Here is a 16,976-nt window from a genome sequence, read left to right on the forward strand (position 1 = left end):
CACGCGACGGTCAGGCCAGAGCGAGGCGGAAGCCGACGCCGCGGACCGCGTGGATCGCGACGCTCGCGCCCAGCCGGGCGAGCTTGCTGCGTACCCGCCGCACCACCGAATGCATGTCGGATCCGCGGCCGAGATGCTTGTTGCCCCAGACCTCCAGGTGGAGCCGCTCGTAGGTCCACACCCGATCTGGCGTGCCGACCAGGCACAGCAGGAGGTCGTGTTCCAACGGGGTCAGCTCGATCTCGCGGTCCAGCCAGCGTAGTACTCGCCGGTCAGAGTCGACGCACAGATCGGGCGTGGATTGCGTACCGAGGTCCGCCTCGGCCTCGACGAGCGCGGTCTGGACGGGCCGTGCTACCGGCGCCCCGGCCGCGAGGAACATCCGCGCCTGATCGACGCTGGAGACGATCAGGAAGGCATCGACCCCGCCGAGCAGTTGTGCGAGCCGGCTGCGTTCGGCCGGTGAGGACGCGATGCCGATTACCAAGGACGCGGCCGGAATCCCCCTCATCCTCCGCTCCTTCCGGTTCCACCCGATCCAGGGTCATTCCTCCGTGAGGCCGAACAATTTGCCGCTTGGCCCGGGTATTGGCGAACCTGGTGAGAAATGGCTGCAGATGGTCAGGGAGCAGTCGGTCCGGTGTTAACCAGACCGCGAAGAGGCTCTCTATCTCTTCGATTGTTCGAATCTGCGGTATATGGGCGAGTCGCCGGGTGAGGTCGTTGTGAGGCATTTCTCCGGCGGCCCACGGCTGCTTCCAAGACTTTGATATACTATTGTACATCAATGTAACGAGCAAGGTTCAATTCGCCCGTTACTCCCCGGTAGGGAACGCCGCAGGACGCACCCGGCGTTGACCACCGGCCAAATCGGGTACGCCGGGCAAATGGCCGAGCTGCTCGAAGACGGCGACATCTACTTCCTCTACCGACCCCGCGTCGAGGAGGAACACGTCGACTCACTGGAGGAGGTCCAGCGGCTGTTGGTGGTGCTGCACCCGTGGCACGGGCGGCACCTGCGGCTGCTGGTGGTCGGGCGCAAACGCCTGCCCGACATTGAGGTGCACGATCGTTTCTGGGCGTTCGTCGACGCGGTGGTGGACCGGCCCCAGCAACTCCACGAGGCCCTGCAGGCCCGCAGCTACCGCACGAGAACCCGCGACAACCGCCGGCAGCCGCCCGCCCGGCCCGCGGCGGAGGGCGCCTACGTGATCGCGCGACACGACGACCACACCCATCTCGCGTACGAACTCGAACTCCCGCCGCGCCTCGGCGAGGCCCAGCACGACCTCAGCATCGAGCCGGAGGCGAGCTACATCATCACGGTCAAAAACCCGCAGGCACCCTCCCCGCCCGGAGTCGGCCTCCGCGGACCCCGGAAGGGCCGACTGCCCGCCGCGCTGCAGTCGGCGTTCCACGGTCGCCGTTTCGCCCCGCTCGACCCACCCGACTTCCTCGACCACCCGGGAACCGAGATCGTCCTCATCGGGGCGGCCCACGACGCCTCCGAGGAGTTGCGGATCGACCTGGACGCGGAGGTGGAGCGGGCGGAGCGCAGCACCATCTTCGGCGACCTGCGCATCGGGCGCCGGGAGCGCCCGGTCGCCCCGCTCTTCACCGGCGAATGGGCCTGACTCCATCCTCGCTACGAGCAGGCCGAGTTCGCCCCTGTCTCTACCGGGAGGCCTCGACGACCCGTACTGTTTGGCCCCTGATCGGTCTGGTCACCTGTTTCGCCACACACGGTGGCATCCCCGCCGCGGCGCCCGTTGCCCGGCTCCGGTAGACGCTGGGCGGCATGCCGACCAGCTCGGTGAAGCGGGTGCTGAAGGTGCCCAGCGATGAGCAGCCGACGGCGAAGCAGACCTCGGTGACGCTGAGGTCGCCACGACGCAGCAGTGCCGTCGCCCGCTCGATGCGCCGCGTCATCAGGTACGCGTATGGCGACTCGCCGTAGGCGAGCCGGAACTGGCGGCTGAGGTGCCCGGCGGACATGTTCGCGCCGCGGGCGAGCGCCTCGACGTTCAGCGGCTGCGCGTACTCCCGGTCGATCCGGTCGCGGACCCGGCGCAGTCGCGCGAGGTCGGTCAGGTGCTGCGCCGTAGCGAGTGCGCGCCCCCACGAGGGGTGACACATGGAGAACTCCTCTCATTGGTGTCCGTGAGCGGCCGGCCGAATCGATGACCGGACGGCTCAGCGAAGCTCCTGGATACGGACCAGATTGCCGGCGGGATCGCGGAAGGCGCAGTCGCGGATGCCGTACGGCTGCTCGGTCGGCTCCTGGACGACCTCGGCGTCGCGGGCCTGCACCTTCTCGAAGGTGTCGTCGAGGTCCCGGGTGGCCAGCAGGATCCAGCCGTAGGTGCCCTTGGCCATCATCTCGGCGATGGTGCGGCGCTCGTCCTCGGTGATTCCAGGATCGGCCCCCGACGGTGCCAGGAGGATGGACGTGTCGGGCTGGTTGACGGGGCCGACCGTGATCCAACGCATCGTGCCCTGGCCGACGTCGCTGCGGACCTCGAAGCCGAGGGCGTCGCGGTAGAAAGCCAGGGACGCGTCCGGGTCGACATGCGGGAGGAAACTCGTGTGAATGGTGATGTCCATGACGATCATGCTACGTGCGGCTCCATGACCCGCACTTCTCGATTCCTGATCGACCTGCCCACCTTTTCTTCTCGCACCGGTAGCCTCGTCCCGTGCCGATCGAGATCGTCTCCCGTGATCGGCAGAACTGGGCCGGACGCTCAACTCACCCCAACCGGTCCGCCGCCCGTACGGCGAGGGCACGCACCCGATCGGGATCCGACGGGTACGCCCGAACCGTGGTCACCGCATCCCCGACCCGTACGACGGCGATGTAGTCGACATGCGTGCCGCCGGTCGGGCTCGACGGCAGGGTCGCCTGGTCCTGCCGGACGAGCAGGGACTCGTCGCCGGCGAAGCCGGTGTCCACGACGGCGAACCGCTCCACGATCGGCGTCGCGGGCGTGGGCCCGGGGTGCCCGCACCGGTCGATGACGGCGCGGACGTCGGTCACGTTGTCGCCGCCGCCGCCGGCCGCGTACCGCTCGACGATCTGCGACACACTCGTGACGCCCTTACCGGATGGGGCGGGGGCTCGATAGGCGACCATCTCCAAGGCGTCCTGCCGTGCCAGCGACGGGAAGTCCCTGGACCGGTATTCCGGGCACATGCCGTTCCAGAATCCCCAGTACCAGCGGTCCGCGTTCTCGATCTGTTCCGCCTGGAAGCGTCGCCAGTTGCCCGGGCCGAGATCCCGCGGCTGGAGCGGCAGGCTGGGGGAGGCCGGCGAGGCCGTGCGTGCCGGCGTCGACGCGGCCGCCAGGCTCGACGCGGCCGGGGGAGATGCCGACGCGGCCGGGGGAGAGACGCCATCTGGGCGTGACCCGGTCACGCCCGCGCCGAGGATCCCGGCGACCGCCGCGACGGCGAGCACGCCCGCACCCGCCCCGAGCACCTGGCGGTGGCTCCGTTGCCGGCCGCGCCGGCGTACCTGCTCGGCCGGGGCGAAGACGGCCGGCGGCTGCACCCCGCGCACCTTGGTGAACAGCGCATCAAACTGGTCAGACACCGCTCTTCTCCTCCTCCAGGTCGACGCCGAGCAGGCTGGCGAGCGCACGTCGACCGCGGGCCAGCCGGGCCTTGACCGTGCCCTCGGGCGCGTCCGTCTCCCGGGCGACCTCGGCCACCGGCAGGTCGCAGAGGTGGTGCAGCACGATGGCGGTCCGCTGCTCGACCGGCAGGCGGGCGAGCGCGGCGACGAGTGCGACCCGGTCCGCGTCGGGGCCGGGCACGTTGGCCGGCGGGCCGGACCGCCGGTGGGCGACGAGCCGGTTGCGGGCGCGCCGCCACCGGCTCACCGCGATCCGTCGGGCCACGGTGCGCACCCATGCCTCGGGGGCCTCGTACGTGTGCACCGTCGACCACCGCTGCCACGCCCGGGCATAGGCTTCGTGCAGCACATCCTGCGCCTCGGCGGCATCACCGGTCAGGGCGTAGAGGAACTCGAAGAGCCGCTGCCGGGTGGCCCGGTAGAACGCGTCGAAGGACGTCCTCTCGTCGTCCGTTGACGACGAGGCGACCTCGGCGTACGGCATGATGGCATCCCCCGGGTTATGTTCCGTCGAGCCGAACTGCCGGCTTGCGGTCGGCCTGACATGGTAGAAGACGCCGGACCGCGGGCTGCGGTTGCCTCGGCGGACCGCCCGCGCCACGGCTGTCCCGGTCGCGGTGGCCCCGCCGAGATCAGCGGTTGATAAGGCGGGAACCCTGGCCGTTCACGGCCGGGAGGAGCGCCGTCACGGGCCGGGATGTTTCTGGTTCTCGATGTACTCCTTGACCACGGTCAGGGGCGTGCCGCCGCGCGACCCGGCGAAGTACGACGGCGACCACAGATGCTCGCCCGACAGGTACGTGCGCGGGTGTCCGGTGAACTGGCGGCGCAGGTATCGGGATGAGACGCCTTTGAGGCTGTTGGCCAGCCGTGGCAGGGCGATGCTCGGCGGGTAGTGGACGAGCAGATGCATGCGGTCGTCTTCGCCGTTGAACTCCCGTAGTTCGGCGCGGAAGTCCCGGCATACCTCGGCCATGACCTGCTGGCAGCGGGTGAGGATCGGGTTGGTGAGTGCCCCACGCTGATGCTTCGTGGTGAAGACCGCGTGCGCGTAGGTGGTGGTAGACGACGCTTTTGCCGGGTCTGACATTGGGATCCGGGGTCCATCATGGATATAGGCCAACTGGTATGTTTCTCGGGTGAAGTTGGTGGTGCAGGTGAAGCTCCTGCCGACGCCTGAGCAGGCGGCGGCGTTGGAGGCGACTCTGCGTGCCTGTAACACGGCGGCGTCCGATGTCGCGGTGCTGGCGCGGGAGATCGGCTGCTACCGCAACTACGATCTGCGCCGGCACGCCTATCACGGGATCAAAGACGGCTACGGGCTCGGTGCGCAGGCCGCCCAGCACGTCATCAAGAAGGTCGCCGACTCCTACAAGACGCTCGCCGGCAATCTCAAGGCCGGCAACTACGGCAAGCCCGGATCGAGACGCCGCCGTAAGGTCGAGGCCAACCCGGTCATGTTCCGTTGGGATGCCGCGCAGCCATACGACGCGAGGATGCTGTCGTGGCAGCACGATGCCCGTACCGTGTCCATCTGGACCGTGGACGGGCGGCTCAAACAGGTCGCGTTCACCGGCTCGGCCGACCAGGTCAAGGCCGTCGCAACTCACCGGGTCGGCGAGTGCGACCTGGTGCACCGGGACGGCATGTGGTTCCTGTACGCCACGGTTGAGGTGACCGTGCCGCAGGTCTACGAGCCGGACGGATTCCTCGGTGTCGACATGGGCATCGCGAACATCGCCTACGACTCCGACGACACCCGCTACACCGGTAGCAAGCTCAACGGCTACCGGCGTCGCCAGCAGCGGCTCAGGCGCCGGTTGCAGGCCAAGGGCACCAAGTCGGCGAAACGGCTCCTGGCCCGCCGCCACCGCAAGGAAACACGGCACGTCGCGAACATCAACCACACCATCGCCAAGAGCATCGTGACCGAGGCTGCACGCACCGGCCGCGGAATTGCCGTCGAGAAACTGACGGGGATCCGCGACCGGGTCCGGCTGCGCAAGCCCCAACGGGTCACGCTGCACTCGTGGGCGTTCCAGCAACTCGGCGCGTTCCTGATCTACAAGGCGCGCCGGGCGGGTGTACCGCTGGTCCAGGTCGACCCCCGGTACACCTCCCAAACCTGCGCAACGTGCGGGTATCGGGATAAACGGAACCGACCCAACCAGGAAACCTTCCACTGTCGGTCGTGCGGGGTCGTTGCCCACGCCGACCACAATGCGGCTCGCAACATCGCATCGCGTGGTGTCGTGAGCTGGGGCGCAGTCAATCGCCCACACGCGGCCTAGCCTCACAGCCAGCGAGGACAGTGATCCGCAAACCTGCCCATTCATGGACGGGTAGTTGACGAGAAGTGGGTGTGCGGCCGGGGGAGCCGCTCCCCGTCGACGATCAGATCGACCTTCTCGTTGTAGAAGGCGACCAGCCCGGCGATCGGCAGGAGCGCCGCGGTCGGGAAGCTGTACGACCAGGCCAGGTCCGGGTGCACCGTGGCGTCGACGCGCACGGACCAGTAGCCGGTGGTCCGGCCCTTGTACGGGCAGGCGGTGGTGGTGTCCGACGGCACGAGGTGCCGGAAGTTCACGTCGGTGCGGTCGAGGTAGAAGCGGGTCGGCAGGCCGGTCTCGAAGACCAGCACCGGCGAGGTCGACTCGGCCAGGACGGTCCCGTCCAGCTCCACCCGTACGCTGCGCGAGGACCGAAGTGCGTCCACCCGTGCGTACGGGTTGCGGGGATGGACGAACACCTCCTCGTCCTCCTCGAACCAGCCGTCGAGGGCGGCCCAGTCGAACCGGATCATGTCGGCCAGCCCGGGCCGCGCGTCGTCCCCGTACCAGCGGGCGCATGTCCGGCGGGTGGTCTCGCCGACCCGCAGCCCGTGCAACCGTACGGTGCCGCGCCGCGACGGCTCCGTGCGCTGCTCGTCGACCAGCAGGTCACGGTTCACGTCCGCGCTCGGGATGTAGTACTGCGGATAGAACGGCCATTCCCATACGTATCGGGCCCGCGTGGTGTCCAGCACCGGCTCGGCGGCGAGGAACGCGCGGACCCGACGGGGCACTGGCTCGATATGGTCGACCGGGGCGATCATCTTCGGATAGTCCGGCACCGTCTCCTCCATCACTGGCTCGCGTCGGGTACCGGTTCAACGATCGGCGCGGCCGAGCGTTCACGGCGCGTGTGAGCTGAGGCACCATCCTCCCGCACGGGAATGAGATCAGCCGCCAGGTGATTTGGTGGCAGGTGTGACCGCCGCACAGTTCTCCGCCCGCCCCCGTACGGGCGCGACCTCATGACCGCGTCCGTCGAAACGATCGAAACATCAACGCCGCCCCGGCTCGCCGGTGACCTGATGAGCACCCGGCAGCGGCTACGGCTCGTCCTCGTGCTGGGCTCGCTGATCGCCATCGGGCCGCTGACCATCGACATGTACCTGCCCGCTCTCCCGGCCATCACCACCGACCTGAACACCACCTCGGCGGCCGTCCAGCTGACCCTGACCGGCACCCTCGCCGGCCTTGCCCTCGGCCAACTGTTGATCGGCCCACTGTCCGACGCCGTGGGCCGGCGCAAGCCGCTGCTCGCCGGCATCGGCCTGCACGTCGTCGCGTCCGTGTTGTGCGCCATCGCCCCGAACATCGGCACGGTCGGCGCACTGCGCGTGCTGCAGGGACTGGGCGTCGCGGCCAGCTCCGTGGTGGCGACCGCGGTCGTCCGCGACCTGTTCAGCGGTGCCGCCTTCGCCCGGCTCTTCTCCCGGCTGATGCTGGTGATGGGCGTGGCCCCGATCCTGGCCCCCACCCTCGGCAGCGCACTGCTGCGCTGGTCGGACTGGCGGGGCGTGTTCGTCGCCCTCGCCGTTTTCGGCGTTCTGCTGGTCACCGTCGCGGCCCTCCGACTCCAGGAAACCCTGCCGCCCGAGCGGCGCCGCCGCGGCGGCGTGACCGCCACCCTGCGGGACTACAGCGCGCTGCTGCGCGACCGGACGTTCGTCGGCCTCGTGCTGGTCACCGGGCTCGCCATGGCGGCCCTCTTCGCGTACGTGGCCGGGTCGTCGTTCGTGTTGCAGCAGCAGTACGGCCTCGACGAGCAGCAGTTCGGGCTCGCCTTCGGCGCCGGCGCCGTCGGCCTGATCACGGCCACGCAGCTCAACGTGCGGCTGCTGCGCCGGTACTCGCCGCAACGGATCCTCGTCACCGCCCTGGCCGTGGGCACCGCGGCCGGGGCCCTGCTGGTCGCCGTCGCCGCCACCGGCTTCGGCGGCCTCGCCGCCGTCCTGGCCGCGCTGTGGGTGGTGCTCGCCGCGGCCGGGCTCGCCATGCCGAACGCACCCGCCCTGGCGCTGTCGCGCCACGGGGAGGCGGCCGGCACCGCGGCCGCGCTGCTCGGCGCGGTGCAGTTCGGCGTGGGAGCCCTGGCCGCGCCGCTGGTCGGCGTGCTTGGCACCGGCAGCGTGGCGATGGCCGTGGTGGTCGCCGCCGGCATGGCCACGGCGATGGCCGTCCTGCTCGTGGTCGTCCGGCCCGCGCGGCTGGCCGAGGTCGAACCAGCCGCGGTCGCCGTCGCCGCGCACTGACCCGACTCCACCGGCCCGTCGTTCAGCAAGCTGACCGGCGGGCCGGTGGACGCGGCGTTACTGCCGGTAGTCCCGGCGATCCTCGTCTGGGATCGGAATCTCCTGGTTCTGCTCCAGCGCGTCGGCCGCGGTGAGGTCGGCGCGCACCGAACTGCTCAGGTCGGCATCGTCGCTCGGCGGTCGCAGGGTGCCCTGCTCCGCCAGGTCCGCCTCGGACGCCTCCGGCACCGCGTCCGACACCCGGTCCGGCGGGCCGACCACGGTCTCGTCCTGCCGCTGCTCCTGCGCGTCGGCTTCCGGGGGCCGGCGCAACGGATCGGCCTGCTCGTCCCGCTCGGTGCTCACCGCGATCCCCCGACGGCCCCGCTCACCGCGTTCGCTCGACGAACGGGGCGGTCAGGTCGGCGACCTCGCCGTACTCCGCCGGCAGTTGCGAGACGACGTCGCCGTACCCGTCGGGCGGAAGGGCCTCGCGGAGGACGTCGAACACCGCCGTCACCCCGTCCTTCGCCTGCGTCACGTCGATGTCGGCGCGCCCGCTGACCCGCTCGACGAAGACATCGCACCCGAACCGCTCGGCGGTCTCACCGGAGGCGAAAGCGTACGGCCGCAGACCCCGCGGAAGCCGGCCGGCCAGGTCCCGCGCCTCGCCGCCGTCAATCCGCTCCGCCAAGGTGGTCAGCGTGGCCCGGATGAGGGCGGTCGCCTGCTCCGACGACGTCCCCGTACGCTTGGCCACCAGGCCGATGAACTGGTTGTCGTCCATCTGCAAGGCCCTTCTCTCGGATTGCTGCCCGCGTTTTCCCCGCCTTCGCCACCTCAAACGGCACGGCCCGCGTACGCAGCAGGTGGTGCAGCGCGACCAGCGGCACCACGCCGACCGGGTACCAGAGCAGGTCGACCGGGTCGAACTGCACACCCAGCACCAGCCGGGCCAGCAGGCTCCGCGCCGACAGCGCCGCCGGCACACCGGTGAGCTGGAAGCACTCCACCGCCCAGCAGAAAAGGATGGCGGCCGTCCCGGCCGGCAGCGGAGAAAGGCGCGGACACAGGAACAGCACGCCGACATAAACCATGGATGCGTAGAGGGCGGTGCCCGAGTATTGCTCGAGGCGCCCGTCGGCGAGGACGCGGATGGCCAATGCCACCGCCAGGAACAGGCCCGCCGCCACCAGCAGGATCAGGCGGGCCACCATCGGCCGGATCGACATCGTGGTGATGCTACGGGCGACGACGGCCCCCGGGGTGTCCCGGGGGCCGTCGGCCGGACAACCGTCAGCGGTAGATGTGCACCGGGGTGCCGACCCCGATAATCGACCAGAGCCGGTTCATGGCCGGGACGGGCACCCGCACGCATCCGTGGCTGGCCGGATACGCCGGCACCGAGGGGGCGCCGTGCACCGCGTAGCCGCCCGTGAAGTAGTTCGGCCGCCACAGCAGGCCGAGGTCGCTCTTCCGCCAGCCGTCGATGCGCCGCTGCACCTTGTAGTTGCCGGTCGGGGTCGGGGTGCTGGCCTTGCCGCTGGACGCGTCGAGGATGCGTACCACCGAGCCCCCGCGGGCCAGGTACAGCACCTGCTTGGTCAGGTTGGCCTCCACGGAGTAGCCGGAGTGGTTGTACTTCGGCTTGGGGACCACCGGGCGGTCGAGCGCCGCCCAGGTACGCGGCCCGACGATGCCGTCGCGGGAAAGGCCGTTCACCTTCTGGAAGGCGACGACCGCGTGGAACGTCGACGGTCCGAAGGCCCCGTCGACGCCCCCGACGTCGTAGTGCAACGCGGTGAGCCGGCGTTGCAGAGTGGTCACCGCCGCGCCCTTAGAGCCCTGCCGTAGGACCGGCTGGCTGCTGGTGGCGGCGGCGACCGTCATGACGGGGGCGGCGGTGGGGGCGCTGGTGGCCGGACCGGCCGCCGACGCCGAGGTGACCGGGGCGGCCAGTCCGGCGGCCACGAGGAGAGCCATCCCGAGCGTGGCTCGCGAGGCGTGCTGGCGGGTGGTGTGTGGTGAGACGGGTGACATCGTCCCTCCCTTTCGTATTCGTGGGCATCACGGTAGTCGGCGAAGGCGAGGGCGGCGATCCCGTTCGGCGTCACATGTGGAGGTTTCGCCGAATCGGGCGACCGGGGCGTGAGACCGATCGGCGTGCCGGGCCTCAATCCCGCCGGTAGCGTGCAGGGACGAGACGATCAGCGCGAGGGGGCTCCGCAGTGCAGACGACGACCGTGGATGTGCCGACCGGCGACGGCGTGGCCGACGCGTACCTTGCCCGGCCCGACGGGGACGGCCCCTTCCCGGCGGTTCTGTTCTTCACCGACGCGTTCGGACTGCGTCCGGCGATGGCCGGGATGGCCGAACGGATCGCCGCCCGCGGCTACGTCGTGCTGGTGCCGAACCTCTTCTACCGTGCCGGCCGGGCGCCGCTGATCGACCTGTCCACCTTGGCGGACGCGGACCGGCGCGGGGCGCTGTTCAAACAGCTCCGCCCGATGATGCGAGCCCTGACCCCGGAGGTGGCGGCCCGGGACAGCGCCGCCTACCTGGACTTCCTGGCCCGGCAGCCGGGAGTCGCGTCCGGACCGGCCGCGATCACCGGCTACTGCATGGGCGGAATGAACGCGCTGCGGGCCGTCGAGGCGCATCCAGATCGGATCGTCGCGGCGGCGGTCTTTCATGCCGGGCGGTTGGTCACCGACGCCCCGGACAGCCCGCACCTGGCCGTCGGCTCGGTCGCCGGTGAGCTGTACTTCGGCCACGCCCACCGGGACCCGTCGATGACCGCCGGGCAGATCGCCACGCTGGACAAGGCCCTGGACGCGGCCGGCGTCACCTACCGCTCCGAGGTGTACACCGGCGCCGCGCACGGCTACACCCAGTCCGACACGCCGGTGTACGACGAGCGGGCCGCCGAGCGGCACTGGGCCGCCCTGTTCGACCTGCTCGACCGGACGTTCCGCCGCTGACCCCGGCTGGCCGTCGGCCGGGCGCGCCCGGCTCCGGGTCGCGCATCCGGCTCGGATCCGGCGGGCAGGCCACGGACCGGAAACTGGCCCCTGCCAGGGACTGTCCCGGCTGACTATCGTCGCCGCATGAGCATCGACCCGGGCAGTCTGCGCCGGCGGTTCGCCGCGCTGACCACCGCCCACGTCGCCGACGCCTGCCTGCGGGCCGGCGTCCCGGTGCGCTGCGCCCCGCCCGGGATGGGGCCGGTGGTGCCCGGCGGTCGGGCGGCCGGGCGGGTGCGCCCGACCCGGCACGCCGGCAGCGTCGACATCTTCCTCGAGGCGATCGACCGGGCCGCGCCCGGCGACGTGCTGGTGGTGGACAACGCCGGGCGCACCGACGAGGCATGCGTCGGCGACCTGGTGGTGCTGGAGGCCCAGGCGGCCGACCTGGCCGGCGTGGTGGTCTGGGGACTGCATCGCGACACCGTGGACATCCGCGCGGTCGGGCTGCCGATGTTCAGCCTCGGCGCCACGCCGACCGGGCCGCAGCGGCTCGACCCGCGGCCGGCCGAGGCGTTGACCTCGGCGCAGGTGGGCCACTGGCAGGTCGGCCCCGACGACGTGGCGCTGGCCGACGAGGACGGCGTGCTCTTCGTGCCGGCCGTCCGGGTGGGAGAGCTGTTCGACCTCGCCGAGTCCATCCGGGACGTCGAGCGGCGGCAGGCCGAGCGGATCCGGACCGGCGAGCCGCTGCGGGCGCAGGTCGGCTTCGGGACGTACCTGGCCGCTCGGGAGGAGCAGCCGGCGTTGACGTTCCGGGAGCACCTGCGCCGGGTGGGTGGCGCGATCGAGGAGTGAGGGTCAGCCCTGAGGCATCCGTACCGCCGGTAACCTGCACCTGGACGGGACGCTGCCGGGAAAAGTTGCAGCGAGGCAACTAAGATCCGGGGGTGGTCGGCGCGGGAAGCACAGATGAACAGCGATTACGCCGCATCGAGTCGGTGACCGACGCCACGCTGTCCCGACTCGACGTCGCCGACCTCTTCGACGAACTCCTCGACCGGGTACGTGACCTGCTGGAGGTCGACACGGCCGCCATCCTCCTGCTCGACGTAGCCGCCCGGCAGCTCGTGGCCACCGCGGCCAAGGGGCTGGAGGAGGCGGTTCGCCGGCGGTTCCGGGTCTCCGTCGGGCGAGGGTTCGCCGGCCGGGTCGCCCTCAGCAAGCGGCCGGTGATCATCGAGCGCGTCACGGCGGACCTGGTGGTCAACCCGGTCCTGCTGCAGGTCGGTGTCCAGTCCCTGCTGGGCGTACCGATCACCGTCCGCGGCGACCTCGTCGGTGTCCTGCACGTCGGCAGCCTCACGCCGCGTCGGTTCACCCCCGATGACGTCCGTCTCCTGGAACTGGTCGCCGACCGGGTCGGCCTGGTCAGCCAGGCCCGCGCGAGCAGTCTGGACCGTGCCGCCACACTGGCCCTGCAACGCAGCCTGATTCCCACCGAACTGCCCGAGGTGCCCGGTCTCGAGATGGCCGCCCGGTACGTGCCAGGCCACGCCTCCGGCGTCGGCGGTGACTGGTACGACGTCTTCCCGCACCCCTCCGGCTCACTGGGCGTGGTCGTCGGTGACGTGTCAGGACACGGGCTGCAGTCCGCGGTGGTGATGGGCCGCATCCGCAGCGCCCTGCGGGCGTACGCGCTGGTCTGCGACGACCCGGCGGAGGCGCTGGCTCTCCTGGACCGGAAGGTGGTCCATTTCGAGGCCGGCAGCCTGACCACCGTCCTGTACGCGATGATCTCGCCGGACCGGTCGCACGTGCGCATCTCCCTCGCCGGGCACCCCCGCCCGGTACTGGCCGTGCCCGGCCAGCCCAACGCCATGCTTCCCGCGCACATCGACCCGCCACTCGGCACCGGGCACCCGCACCCGCAGCGGCACACCACCACAGTCGACCTCCCACCCGGCGCGGTTCTGGTCTCTTACACCGACGGGCTCGTCGAACGCCGCGGTGAGCTGCTCGACGCCGGCATCGCCCGGTTGATGGCCGCCGTTCCGCTGGCCCCCGTCGAGACCGTCTGCGCGACCGTCATGGGGACCCTCGACGTCGAGCCGCCGGCGGACGACATCGCCCTGCTGGCCCTCCGCCGGCTGGAAAGCTGACCCGACGCGCCGCCAGCCGCCCCGGATCAGTCGGGCGCATCCGGGCCCGTGCCGTCATGGCCAGTCATCAGGACAGGCGGTCGACCGTGGCGGGGATGAGACCGTGGCCCCGCGCCAGGCCGGTGAGCTGGCGCAGCAGCCAGCGCAGCGCGTTGCTGGCGGCCGGCTGCGACGTCACGTCGAGGCACCACGTGCCGCCGACGTGCCGCATGTCCCAGTGGAAGTTCGTGTCGTTGACCCGCAGCCGGCCGCTGCCGACCACGCCCGGCTGTGTCCCGGTCGGGCTCGCGGTGCCGTTAAGCCACAGCAGCGTGCTCAGGCGGGCCAGTTGGCGGTCGTCCAGCTCGCCGGCGAAAAGTACCCGGTGGACGTCCGTGCCGGCACCCAGCCGCAGTGGCGTACCGGATGACAGCGGTACGTCGTCGTGGAAGTGGTCGCGTAGCGCCGGCTCGTCGGGGAGCGTACCGCCGCCGAGCTGGCGGTAGGTGGCCTCCGCGGCGGCGCGGTCGACGGCCGCCAGGCGGGCGCGGAGCTGCCGGTCCGTGCGGACCGCCCGGGCGAACGCGGCGGAGCTCCACCAGCCGCCGTCGGCCGGTGTCCAGCCGGCGCTGCGCAACCGTGCCGCGGAGAAGTCGTCGGCCAGGACGAACTCCTCGACCACGAGCCCGGCCGCAGGCATGCTGCCCGCGTCGGTGTGCAGCAGGTAGTAGTCGAGTGTGCTGTTGTTCGCGCGCCGCAGCAGGGTTTCCGTGGTCATTTCGGGACGGTACCGCCGGGGTGGCCGCAGCGCACGCTCGCGGCGGCAGGTCGGAGTCGAAACCGCGGCACGGAGCCGGGTGCGCCTCATCGGACCACGTGGCCCGCCTGGTCCGATGAGACGGCCGATCCCCCATCGCGGTGTCGTCCCGCCGACGTCAGGCGGGGACGACGGCGAGTCGGGGCCCGGCGGGCGGCGCCGTGCCGGCCAAGCTCAGCAGGGTGTGCCCGGTGGCGTCGTCGACCACGGCGACCCGCACCGCGTCGGGCTCCTGGTCGGCCAGTGGGACGGCGAACACCGCGGTCACTGGGCGGCCCTGGTAGTGTGCGGCGTGCCCGACGAAGCGCCAGTCACCGTCGTCCCAGTGCTCCCGCACATCGGAGCGCAGCAGCGGCGCGACTCGCCGGTAGGCGTCACTGAGCTGGAGTTGCTGCACGGTGGCGAGCAGCGGCACGCCGGAGCCGCCGCGCAGCGGGTGGGTCAGCCGGGCGCGCAGCCGGCGCAGCGGCAGCAGCCAGGCGGCGTCCAGTTCCGGCGAGAGCGCCACCACCGCCGCCAGTTCGGCGAGCAGGACGGCGGTTCCGGCAATCGGCCGTGCGGAGAGCGCGGCCGGCCAGCCGCCGGGAGACGCGACGGCCAGTGCACCCGCCACGACCAGCAGCGCGGCCCGGCCCAGGCTGCGGCCGGAGACCGGGGCCGATCGGGCGCTCAGGCAGCCGCACGCGGAGGTGGGCGCGGCCCGCCGGGCGTACAGGAGGTAGGCGAGGAAGCCGACGGCCAGGATGGTCGCGGCGAGTGCCTCCAGCCGCAGTGCGGGCGGCAGCAGGAGCAGCGCGCCGAGGGTCAGCTCGACCCCGCCGAGCAGCCGGTACGCGGGCAGCGCCCGGCGTTGGCCGAGCAGCCGGACGAGTGCCGACCGGTTGGCGGCTGCTGCGGCGTGCCGGCTGAACAGTTTGACGCGCGCGGACCAGATCAGCACCGCACCGACGACCAGCGGTTGCAGCGCCGCGATCAGTTCGATCATGGGTTCTCCCATCGGGTTGTCCGGCCGGCGGTGCCCGGGCGGTACGCGCGCACCACCCGGGCGTCGTCGGTCAGGCGGCGGCGTAGACGGTGGCGATGCTGATCTCGTTGGTGTCCGGATGCCAGGCGCCGAGCACCTGGACGTGCCGGCCGACCCGCAGCAGCGACATGTCGCTGACCGCCGGGGTGCCGTTGTAGACCGCGGCGGATCGTCCCGGCACGACGTGCGCGACGATCCGGCGGCCCTGGTGGTCGAGGTGCAGCACGTTGCGGCCGACCGACGCGATGTGCGCGTGCAGGTTGACGATGTTGACCCAGATGGAGTCGGCGGCGAGCGTGCCGTCGGGCAGGCGGAGGCCGCGGGCGTAGAGGCCGTCCCCGACGGCGATCTGGTCGAAGGTGGTCGGGTTCAGCTTCCAGATGCTCGTGCCGTCGGTGACCCGGATCGAGTGCAGCACCGTGTCCGAGCCGGTGACCAGCAGCATGTGGCCGGAGATCTTGCTGATCCGGCCCTCGGCGAAGTTCGGGTCCGCCGCGCCGGGTTCGACGGTGACGGGCTCGGCGGCGAAGGCCGCCTCGGGGGCGAGTGAGCCGAGTCCGGTGGCGCCGACCACGCCTCCGAGCGCGGCGGTGGCGAGCAGCCGCCGACGGTTCACAGTCTGGTTCATCGTGGCGCCCTCCGTTCAGACGATGTCGACCGAGCAGGGCCGCAGCCCGGTGGAAAGACTGGCGATGGCGCTGTACGCCGCGGGCGTCAGGTCGATGATCCGGTTGGTGCCGCAGGACGCGCCGCAGCAGGTGCGCTCGCCGCAGAACGAGACGGTGCGGGGCCCGCAGTCGGCGATCGTGGTGCCGACCCGCAGGCCGCTGCAGGGGTTGGTGGTGTAGTGCCGGAAGCCGCAGGTGCGGCGGCTCATGCTGACGCCGCAGGCGTCCGGGCGGGTGATGGAAAAGCATGCGTCCGAGGCGTTGGGCCAGGCGTGCTGGTAGTTGCCGGATTTGCAGGTGCCGCAGGCGCCTCCGCCCGCGGTGCCGCAGGGACCCCAGGCGCTGCCGCAGCAGAACCAGGACATCTCGCCTTGCAGAGCTGCCATGGGTACCTCCTCCCATCGTCGGTAATCGACAGCGACAAGTGTCGATATAGATGAGGATTGTTGTGTCGGAAATAACCAGAAGTCAACGTCCAGGCAGAAGATTTCCTGCGTGCGCGGAATTGACGTCGCCACCCGGGCCGACCGGGCCCGTCGCGCCGGCTCTGTCCCGGGGCAGCGGCCGGCCCCACGTGGGCAGCCCGAGGATGCAACTCTGCGCTTGCCCGTCCGGGACGGCACCGATCTCCCGCTGTCGAGGCGTCAGGCGACGAAGTCCACCTTGACCAGTCGGACCTGCCGGTGCGCGGCCAACCGCTCGGCCTGCTCCTCGATGGCGGCCCGCATACGGGGGGACGGCGCGGACCACATCTGCACCTGCACGGTCAGCTTTCCGCCAGCCTGGCGCGGCCGCCAGGTGCCGCTGATCTCACCGTCGGCGACGACCGCGCCCGGCCAGCCGAGCACCGGCCAGAGGACCTTGGCGCGGGCCGGGTCGTCGACCATCAGCGGCCGGTCCTTGGCCTGTAGGAACAGGTCGAACGGCCCGAGCAGCCGGACCAGTTGCGGCCGTGGCGCGTCGAACCGGTCGGCGTCGGCGGACAGCAACCAGCGGGTCTCGCCGGCGACGGACACCTCGACGGCGTCGGCCGGCCAGCGGGCCTTGACGTCCTTGACCGGCGCATCGAGGTAGTCGGCGACGTGCTTGGGGGGTGGCCGGGCCGAGCAGCCGCAGGTAGGCACGGATCAGGTCGAACCGCTCCGGCACGTGGTCCGCCGGCCGGAAACCG

At 71.4% G+C, this 16,976-nt stretch carries 22 protein-coding genes; 6 read left to right on the top strand and 16 right to left on the bottom strand.

All coding sequences use genetic code 11. From position 1 onward, the window contains the following. Positions 1 to 10: 10 nt before the first annotated feature. Positions 11 to 511, bottom strand: coding sequence for a winged helix-turn-helix domain-containing protein (locus tag ACNAW0_RS24780; RefSeq protein WP_416290398.1), 501 nt, complete (start codon positions 509 to 511; stop codon positions 11 to 13). Between the two features lie 376 nt (positions 512 to 887). Here ACNAW0_RS24780 and ACNAW0_RS24785 point away from each other — a divergent pair, with 376 nt between their 5' ends. Beyond that, positions 888 to 1,634: a hypothetical protein gene (locus ACNAW0_RS24785; protein ID WP_416290400.1), complete on the top strand. Its 747-nt coding sequence runs from the start codon at positions 888 to 890 to the stop codon at positions 1,632 to 1,634. Positions 1,635 to 1,674: 40 nt separating this feature from the next. Here ACNAW0_RS24785 and ACNAW0_RS24790 read toward each other — a convergent pair whose 3' ends face one another. From ACNAW0_RS24790 to tnpA, 5 genes are all read right to left on the bottom strand, one after another. Beyond that, the gene (locus ACNAW0_RS24790; protein ID WP_416290401.1) at positions 1,675 to 2,136 is read right to left on the bottom strand and encodes a helix-turn-helix transcriptional regulator; all 462 of its coding nucleotides are present in this window, start codon (positions 2,134 to 2,136) and stop codon (positions 1,675 to 1,677) included. A gap of 57 nt (positions 2,137 to 2,193) precedes the next feature. Then, complete coding sequence (locus tag ACNAW0_RS24795) at positions 2,194 to 2,604, bottom strand: VOC family protein (RefSeq protein ID WP_416290402.1); 411 nt, start codon at positions 2,602 to 2,604, stop codon at positions 2,194 to 2,196. 145 nt (positions 2,605 to 2,749) lie between these two features. Further along, positions 2,750 to 3,592: a hypothetical protein gene (locus tag ACNAW0_RS24800; protein ID WP_416290403.1), complete on the bottom strand. Its 843-nt coding sequence runs from the start codon at positions 3,590 to 3,592 to the stop codon at positions 2,750 to 2,752. After that, a complete protein-coding gene (locus tag ACNAW0_RS24805) occupies positions 3,585 to 4,118 on the bottom strand; it encodes a SigE family RNA polymerase sigma factor (RefSeq protein ID WP_416290404.1) in 534 nt (177 codons plus the stop codon). Before ACNAW0_RS24805 ends, ACNAW0_RS24800 begins: the two co-directional genes overlap by 8 nt. A 201-nt stretch (positions 4,119 to 4,319) precedes the next feature. After that, on the bottom strand, positions 4,320 to 4,724 hold the full coding sequence (gene tnpA, locus ACNAW0_RS24810) for an IS200/IS605 family transposase (protein ID WP_416290405.1): 405 nt from the start codon (positions 4,722 to 4,724) through the stop codon (positions 4,320 to 4,322). Positions 4,725 to 4,773: 49 nt separating this feature from the next. Here tnpA and ACNAW0_RS24815 point away from each other — a divergent pair, with 49 nt between their 5' ends. Continuing rightward, complete coding sequence (locus ACNAW0_RS24815) at positions 4,774 to 5,925, top strand: RNA-guided endonuclease InsQ/TnpB family protein (protein ID WP_416290406.1); 1,152 nt, start codon at positions 4,774 to 4,776, stop codon at positions 5,923 to 5,925. 41 nt (positions 5,926 to 5,966) lie between these two features. Here ACNAW0_RS24815 and ACNAW0_RS24820 read toward each other — a convergent pair whose 3' ends face one another. Continuing rightward, a complete protein-coding gene (locus ACNAW0_RS24820; protein WP_416290407.1) occupies positions 5,967 to 6,746 on the bottom strand; it encodes a DUF427 domain-containing protein in 780 nt (259 codons plus the stop codon). A gap of 243 nt (positions 6,747 to 6,989) precedes the next feature. Between ACNAW0_RS24820 and ACNAW0_RS24825 the strand changes: the two genes are divergently transcribed. Next, positions 6,990 to 8,213 carry a multidrug effflux MFS transporter gene (locus tag ACNAW0_RS24825; RefSeq protein WP_416290442.1) on the top strand — a complete coding sequence of 408 codons (1,224 nt, stop codon included), beginning with the start codon at positions 6,990 to 6,992 and terminating at the stop codon, positions 8,211 to 8,213. A gap of 57 nt (positions 8,214 to 8,270) precedes the next feature. Here the strand turns inward: ACNAW0_RS24825 and ACNAW0_RS24830 are convergent, their stop codons facing one another. From ACNAW0_RS24830 to ACNAW0_RS24845, 4 genes are all read right to left on the bottom strand, one after another. Continuing rightward, positions 8,271 to 8,558 carry a hypothetical protein gene (locus ACNAW0_RS24830; RefSeq protein ID WP_416290408.1) on the bottom strand — a complete coding sequence of 96 codons (288 nt, stop codon included), beginning with the start codon at positions 8,556 to 8,558 and terminating at the stop codon, positions 8,271 to 8,273. Positions 8,559 to 8,580: 22 nt separating this feature from the next. After that, positions 8,581 to 8,979 carry a DUF2267 domain-containing protein gene (locus ACNAW0_RS24835; RefSeq protein ID WP_416290409.1) on the bottom strand — a complete coding sequence of 133 codons (399 nt, stop codon included), beginning with the start codon at positions 8,977 to 8,979 and terminating at the stop codon, positions 8,581 to 8,583. Next, positions 8,870 to 9,424: a DUF2809 domain-containing protein gene (locus ACNAW0_RS24840; protein ID WP_416290410.1), complete on the bottom strand. Its 555-nt coding sequence runs from the start codon at positions 9,422 to 9,424 to the stop codon at positions 8,870 to 8,872. Before ACNAW0_RS24840 ends, ACNAW0_RS24835 begins: the two co-directional genes overlap by 110 nt. A gap of 64 nt (positions 9,425 to 9,488) precedes the next feature. Then, positions 9,489 to 10,232, bottom strand: a complete 744-nt coding sequence (locus ACNAW0_RS24845) for a L,D-transpeptidase family protein (RefSeq protein ID WP_416290411.1) — start codon at positions 10,230 to 10,232, stop codon at positions 9,489 to 9,491. A 188-nt stretch (positions 10,233 to 10,420) separates the two neighbouring features. On the opposite strand from ACNAW0_RS24845, the gene ACNAW0_RS24850 reads away from it, so the two are divergent. The 3 genes from ACNAW0_RS24850 (at position 10,421) to ACNAW0_RS24860 (ending at position 13,317) form a co-directional block, all read left to right on the top strand. Further along, entirely contained in the window at positions 10,421 to 11,173 is a 753-nt protein-coding gene (locus tag ACNAW0_RS24850) for a dienelactone hydrolase family protein (protein ID WP_416290412.1), read from the top strand. A 126-nt stretch (positions 11,174 to 11,299) separates the two neighbouring features. Beyond that, entirely contained in the window at positions 11,300 to 12,013 is a 714-nt protein-coding gene (locus ACNAW0_RS24855) for an RraA family protein (protein ID WP_416290414.1), read from the top strand. A 143-nt stretch (positions 12,014 to 12,156) separates the two neighbouring features. After that, the gene (locus tag ACNAW0_RS24860; RefSeq protein ID WP_416290415.1) at positions 12,157 to 13,317 is read left to right on the top strand and encodes a PP2C family protein-serine/threonine phosphatase; all 1,161 of its coding nucleotides are present in this window, start codon (positions 12,157 to 12,159) and stop codon (positions 13,315 to 13,317) included. Between the two features lie 67 nt (positions 13,318 to 13,384). Here ACNAW0_RS24860 and ACNAW0_RS24865 read toward each other — a convergent pair whose 3' ends face one another. The 5 genes from ACNAW0_RS24865 to ACNAW0_RS24885 form a co-directional block, all read right to left on the bottom strand. After that, complete coding sequence (locus ACNAW0_RS24865) at positions 13,385 to 14,074, bottom strand: hypothetical protein (protein WP_416290416.1); 690 nt, start codon at positions 14,072 to 14,074, stop codon at positions 13,385 to 13,387. A gap of 157 nt (positions 14,075 to 14,231) precedes the next feature. Further along, positions 14,232 to 15,098, bottom strand: a complete 867-nt coding sequence (locus tag ACNAW0_RS24870; protein ID WP_416290417.1) for a MauE/DoxX family redox-associated membrane protein — start codon at positions 15,096 to 15,098, stop codon at positions 14,232 to 14,234. Positions 15,099 to 15,168: 70 nt separating this feature from the next. Continuing rightward, positions 15,169 to 15,765 carry a cell wall protein gene (locus ACNAW0_RS24875; RefSeq protein ID WP_416290418.1) on the bottom strand — a complete coding sequence of 199 codons (597 nt, stop codon included), beginning with the start codon at positions 15,763 to 15,765 and terminating at the stop codon, positions 15,169 to 15,171. Positions 15,766 to 15,780: 15 nt separating this feature from the next. Beyond that, entirely contained in the window at positions 15,781 to 16,191 is a 411-nt protein-coding gene (locus tag ACNAW0_RS24880) for a hypothetical protein (RefSeq protein WP_416290419.1), read from the bottom strand. 258 nt (positions 16,192 to 16,449) lie between these two features. Further along, positions 16,450 to 16,929 carry a DNA glycosylase AlkZ-like family protein gene (locus ACNAW0_RS24885; protein ID WP_416290420.1) on the bottom strand — a complete coding sequence of 160 codons (480 nt, stop codon included), beginning with the start codon at positions 16,927 to 16,929 and terminating at the stop codon, positions 16,450 to 16,452. Positions 16,930 to 16,976 lie beyond the last annotated feature (47 nt).

It is taken from the genome of Micromonospora sp. SL1-18, assembly GCF_047921505.1.
Taxonomy (GTDB): Bacteria; Actinomycetota; Actinomycetes; order Mycobacteriales; family Micromonosporaceae; genus Micromonospora.

What these genes read in the sequence shown, in the direction of transcription:
- ACNAW0_RS24780 (WP_416290398.1), bottom strand. Translation starts at nt 511, where the DNA reads ATGAGGGGGATTCCGGCCGCGTCCTTGGTAATCGGCATCGCGTCCTCA.
- ACNAW0_RS24785 (WP_416290400.1), top strand. Translation starts at nt 888, where the DNA reads ATGGCCGAGCTGCTCGAAGACGGCGACATCTACTTCCTCTACCGACCC.
- ACNAW0_RS24790 (WP_416290401.1), bottom strand. Translation starts at nt 2,136, where the DNA reads ATGTGTCACCCCTCGTGGGGGCGCGCACTCGCTACGGCGCAGCACCTG.
- ACNAW0_RS24795 (WP_416290402.1), bottom strand. Translation starts at nt 2,604, where the DNA reads ATGGACATCACCATTCACACGAGTTTCCTCCCGCATGTCGACCCGGAC.
- ACNAW0_RS24805 (WP_416290404.1), bottom strand. Translation starts at nt 4,118, where the DNA reads ATGCCGTACGCCGAGGTCGCCTCGTCGTCAACGGACGACGAGAGGACG.
- tnpA (WP_416290405.1), bottom strand. Translation starts at nt 4,724, where the DNA reads ATGTCAGACCCGGCAAAAGCGTCGTCTACCACCACCTACGCGCACGCG.
- ACNAW0_RS24825 (WP_416290442.1), top strand. Translation starts at nt 6,990, where the DNA reads ATGAGCACCCGGCAGCGGCTACGGCTCGTCCTCGTGCTGGGCTCGCTG.
- ACNAW0_RS24835 (WP_416290409.1), bottom strand. Translation starts at nt 8,979, where the DNA reads ATGGACGACAACCAGTTCATCGGCCTGGTGGCCAAGCGTACGGGGACG.
- ACNAW0_RS24840 (WP_416290410.1), bottom strand. Translation starts at nt 9,424, where the DNA reads ATGTCGATCCGGCCGATGGTGGCCCGCCTGATCCTGCTGGTGGCGGCG.
- ACNAW0_RS24845 (WP_416290411.1), bottom strand. Translation starts at nt 10,232, where the DNA reads ATGTCACCCGTCTCACCACACACCACCCGCCAGCACGCCTCGCGAGCC.
- ACNAW0_RS24855 (WP_416290414.1), top strand. Translation starts at nt 11,300, where the DNA reads ATGAGCATCGACCCGGGCAGTCTGCGCCGGCGGTTCGCCGCGCTGACC.
- ACNAW0_RS24865 (WP_416290416.1), bottom strand. Translation starts at nt 14,074, where the DNA reads ATGACCACGGAAACCCTGCTGCGGCGCGCGAACAACAGCACACTCGAC.
- ACNAW0_RS24870 (WP_416290417.1), bottom strand. Translation starts at nt 15,098, where the DNA reads ATGATCGAACTGATCGCGGCGCTGCAACCGCTGGTCGTCGGTGCGGTG.
- ACNAW0_RS24875 (WP_416290418.1), bottom strand. Translation starts at nt 15,765, where the DNA reads ATGAACCAGACTGTGAACCGTCGGCGGCTGCTCGCCACCGCCGCGCTC.
- ACNAW0_RS24880 (WP_416290419.1), bottom strand. Translation starts at nt 16,191, where the DNA reads ATGGCAGCTCTGCAAGGCGAGATGTCCTGGTTCTGCTGCGGCAGCGCC.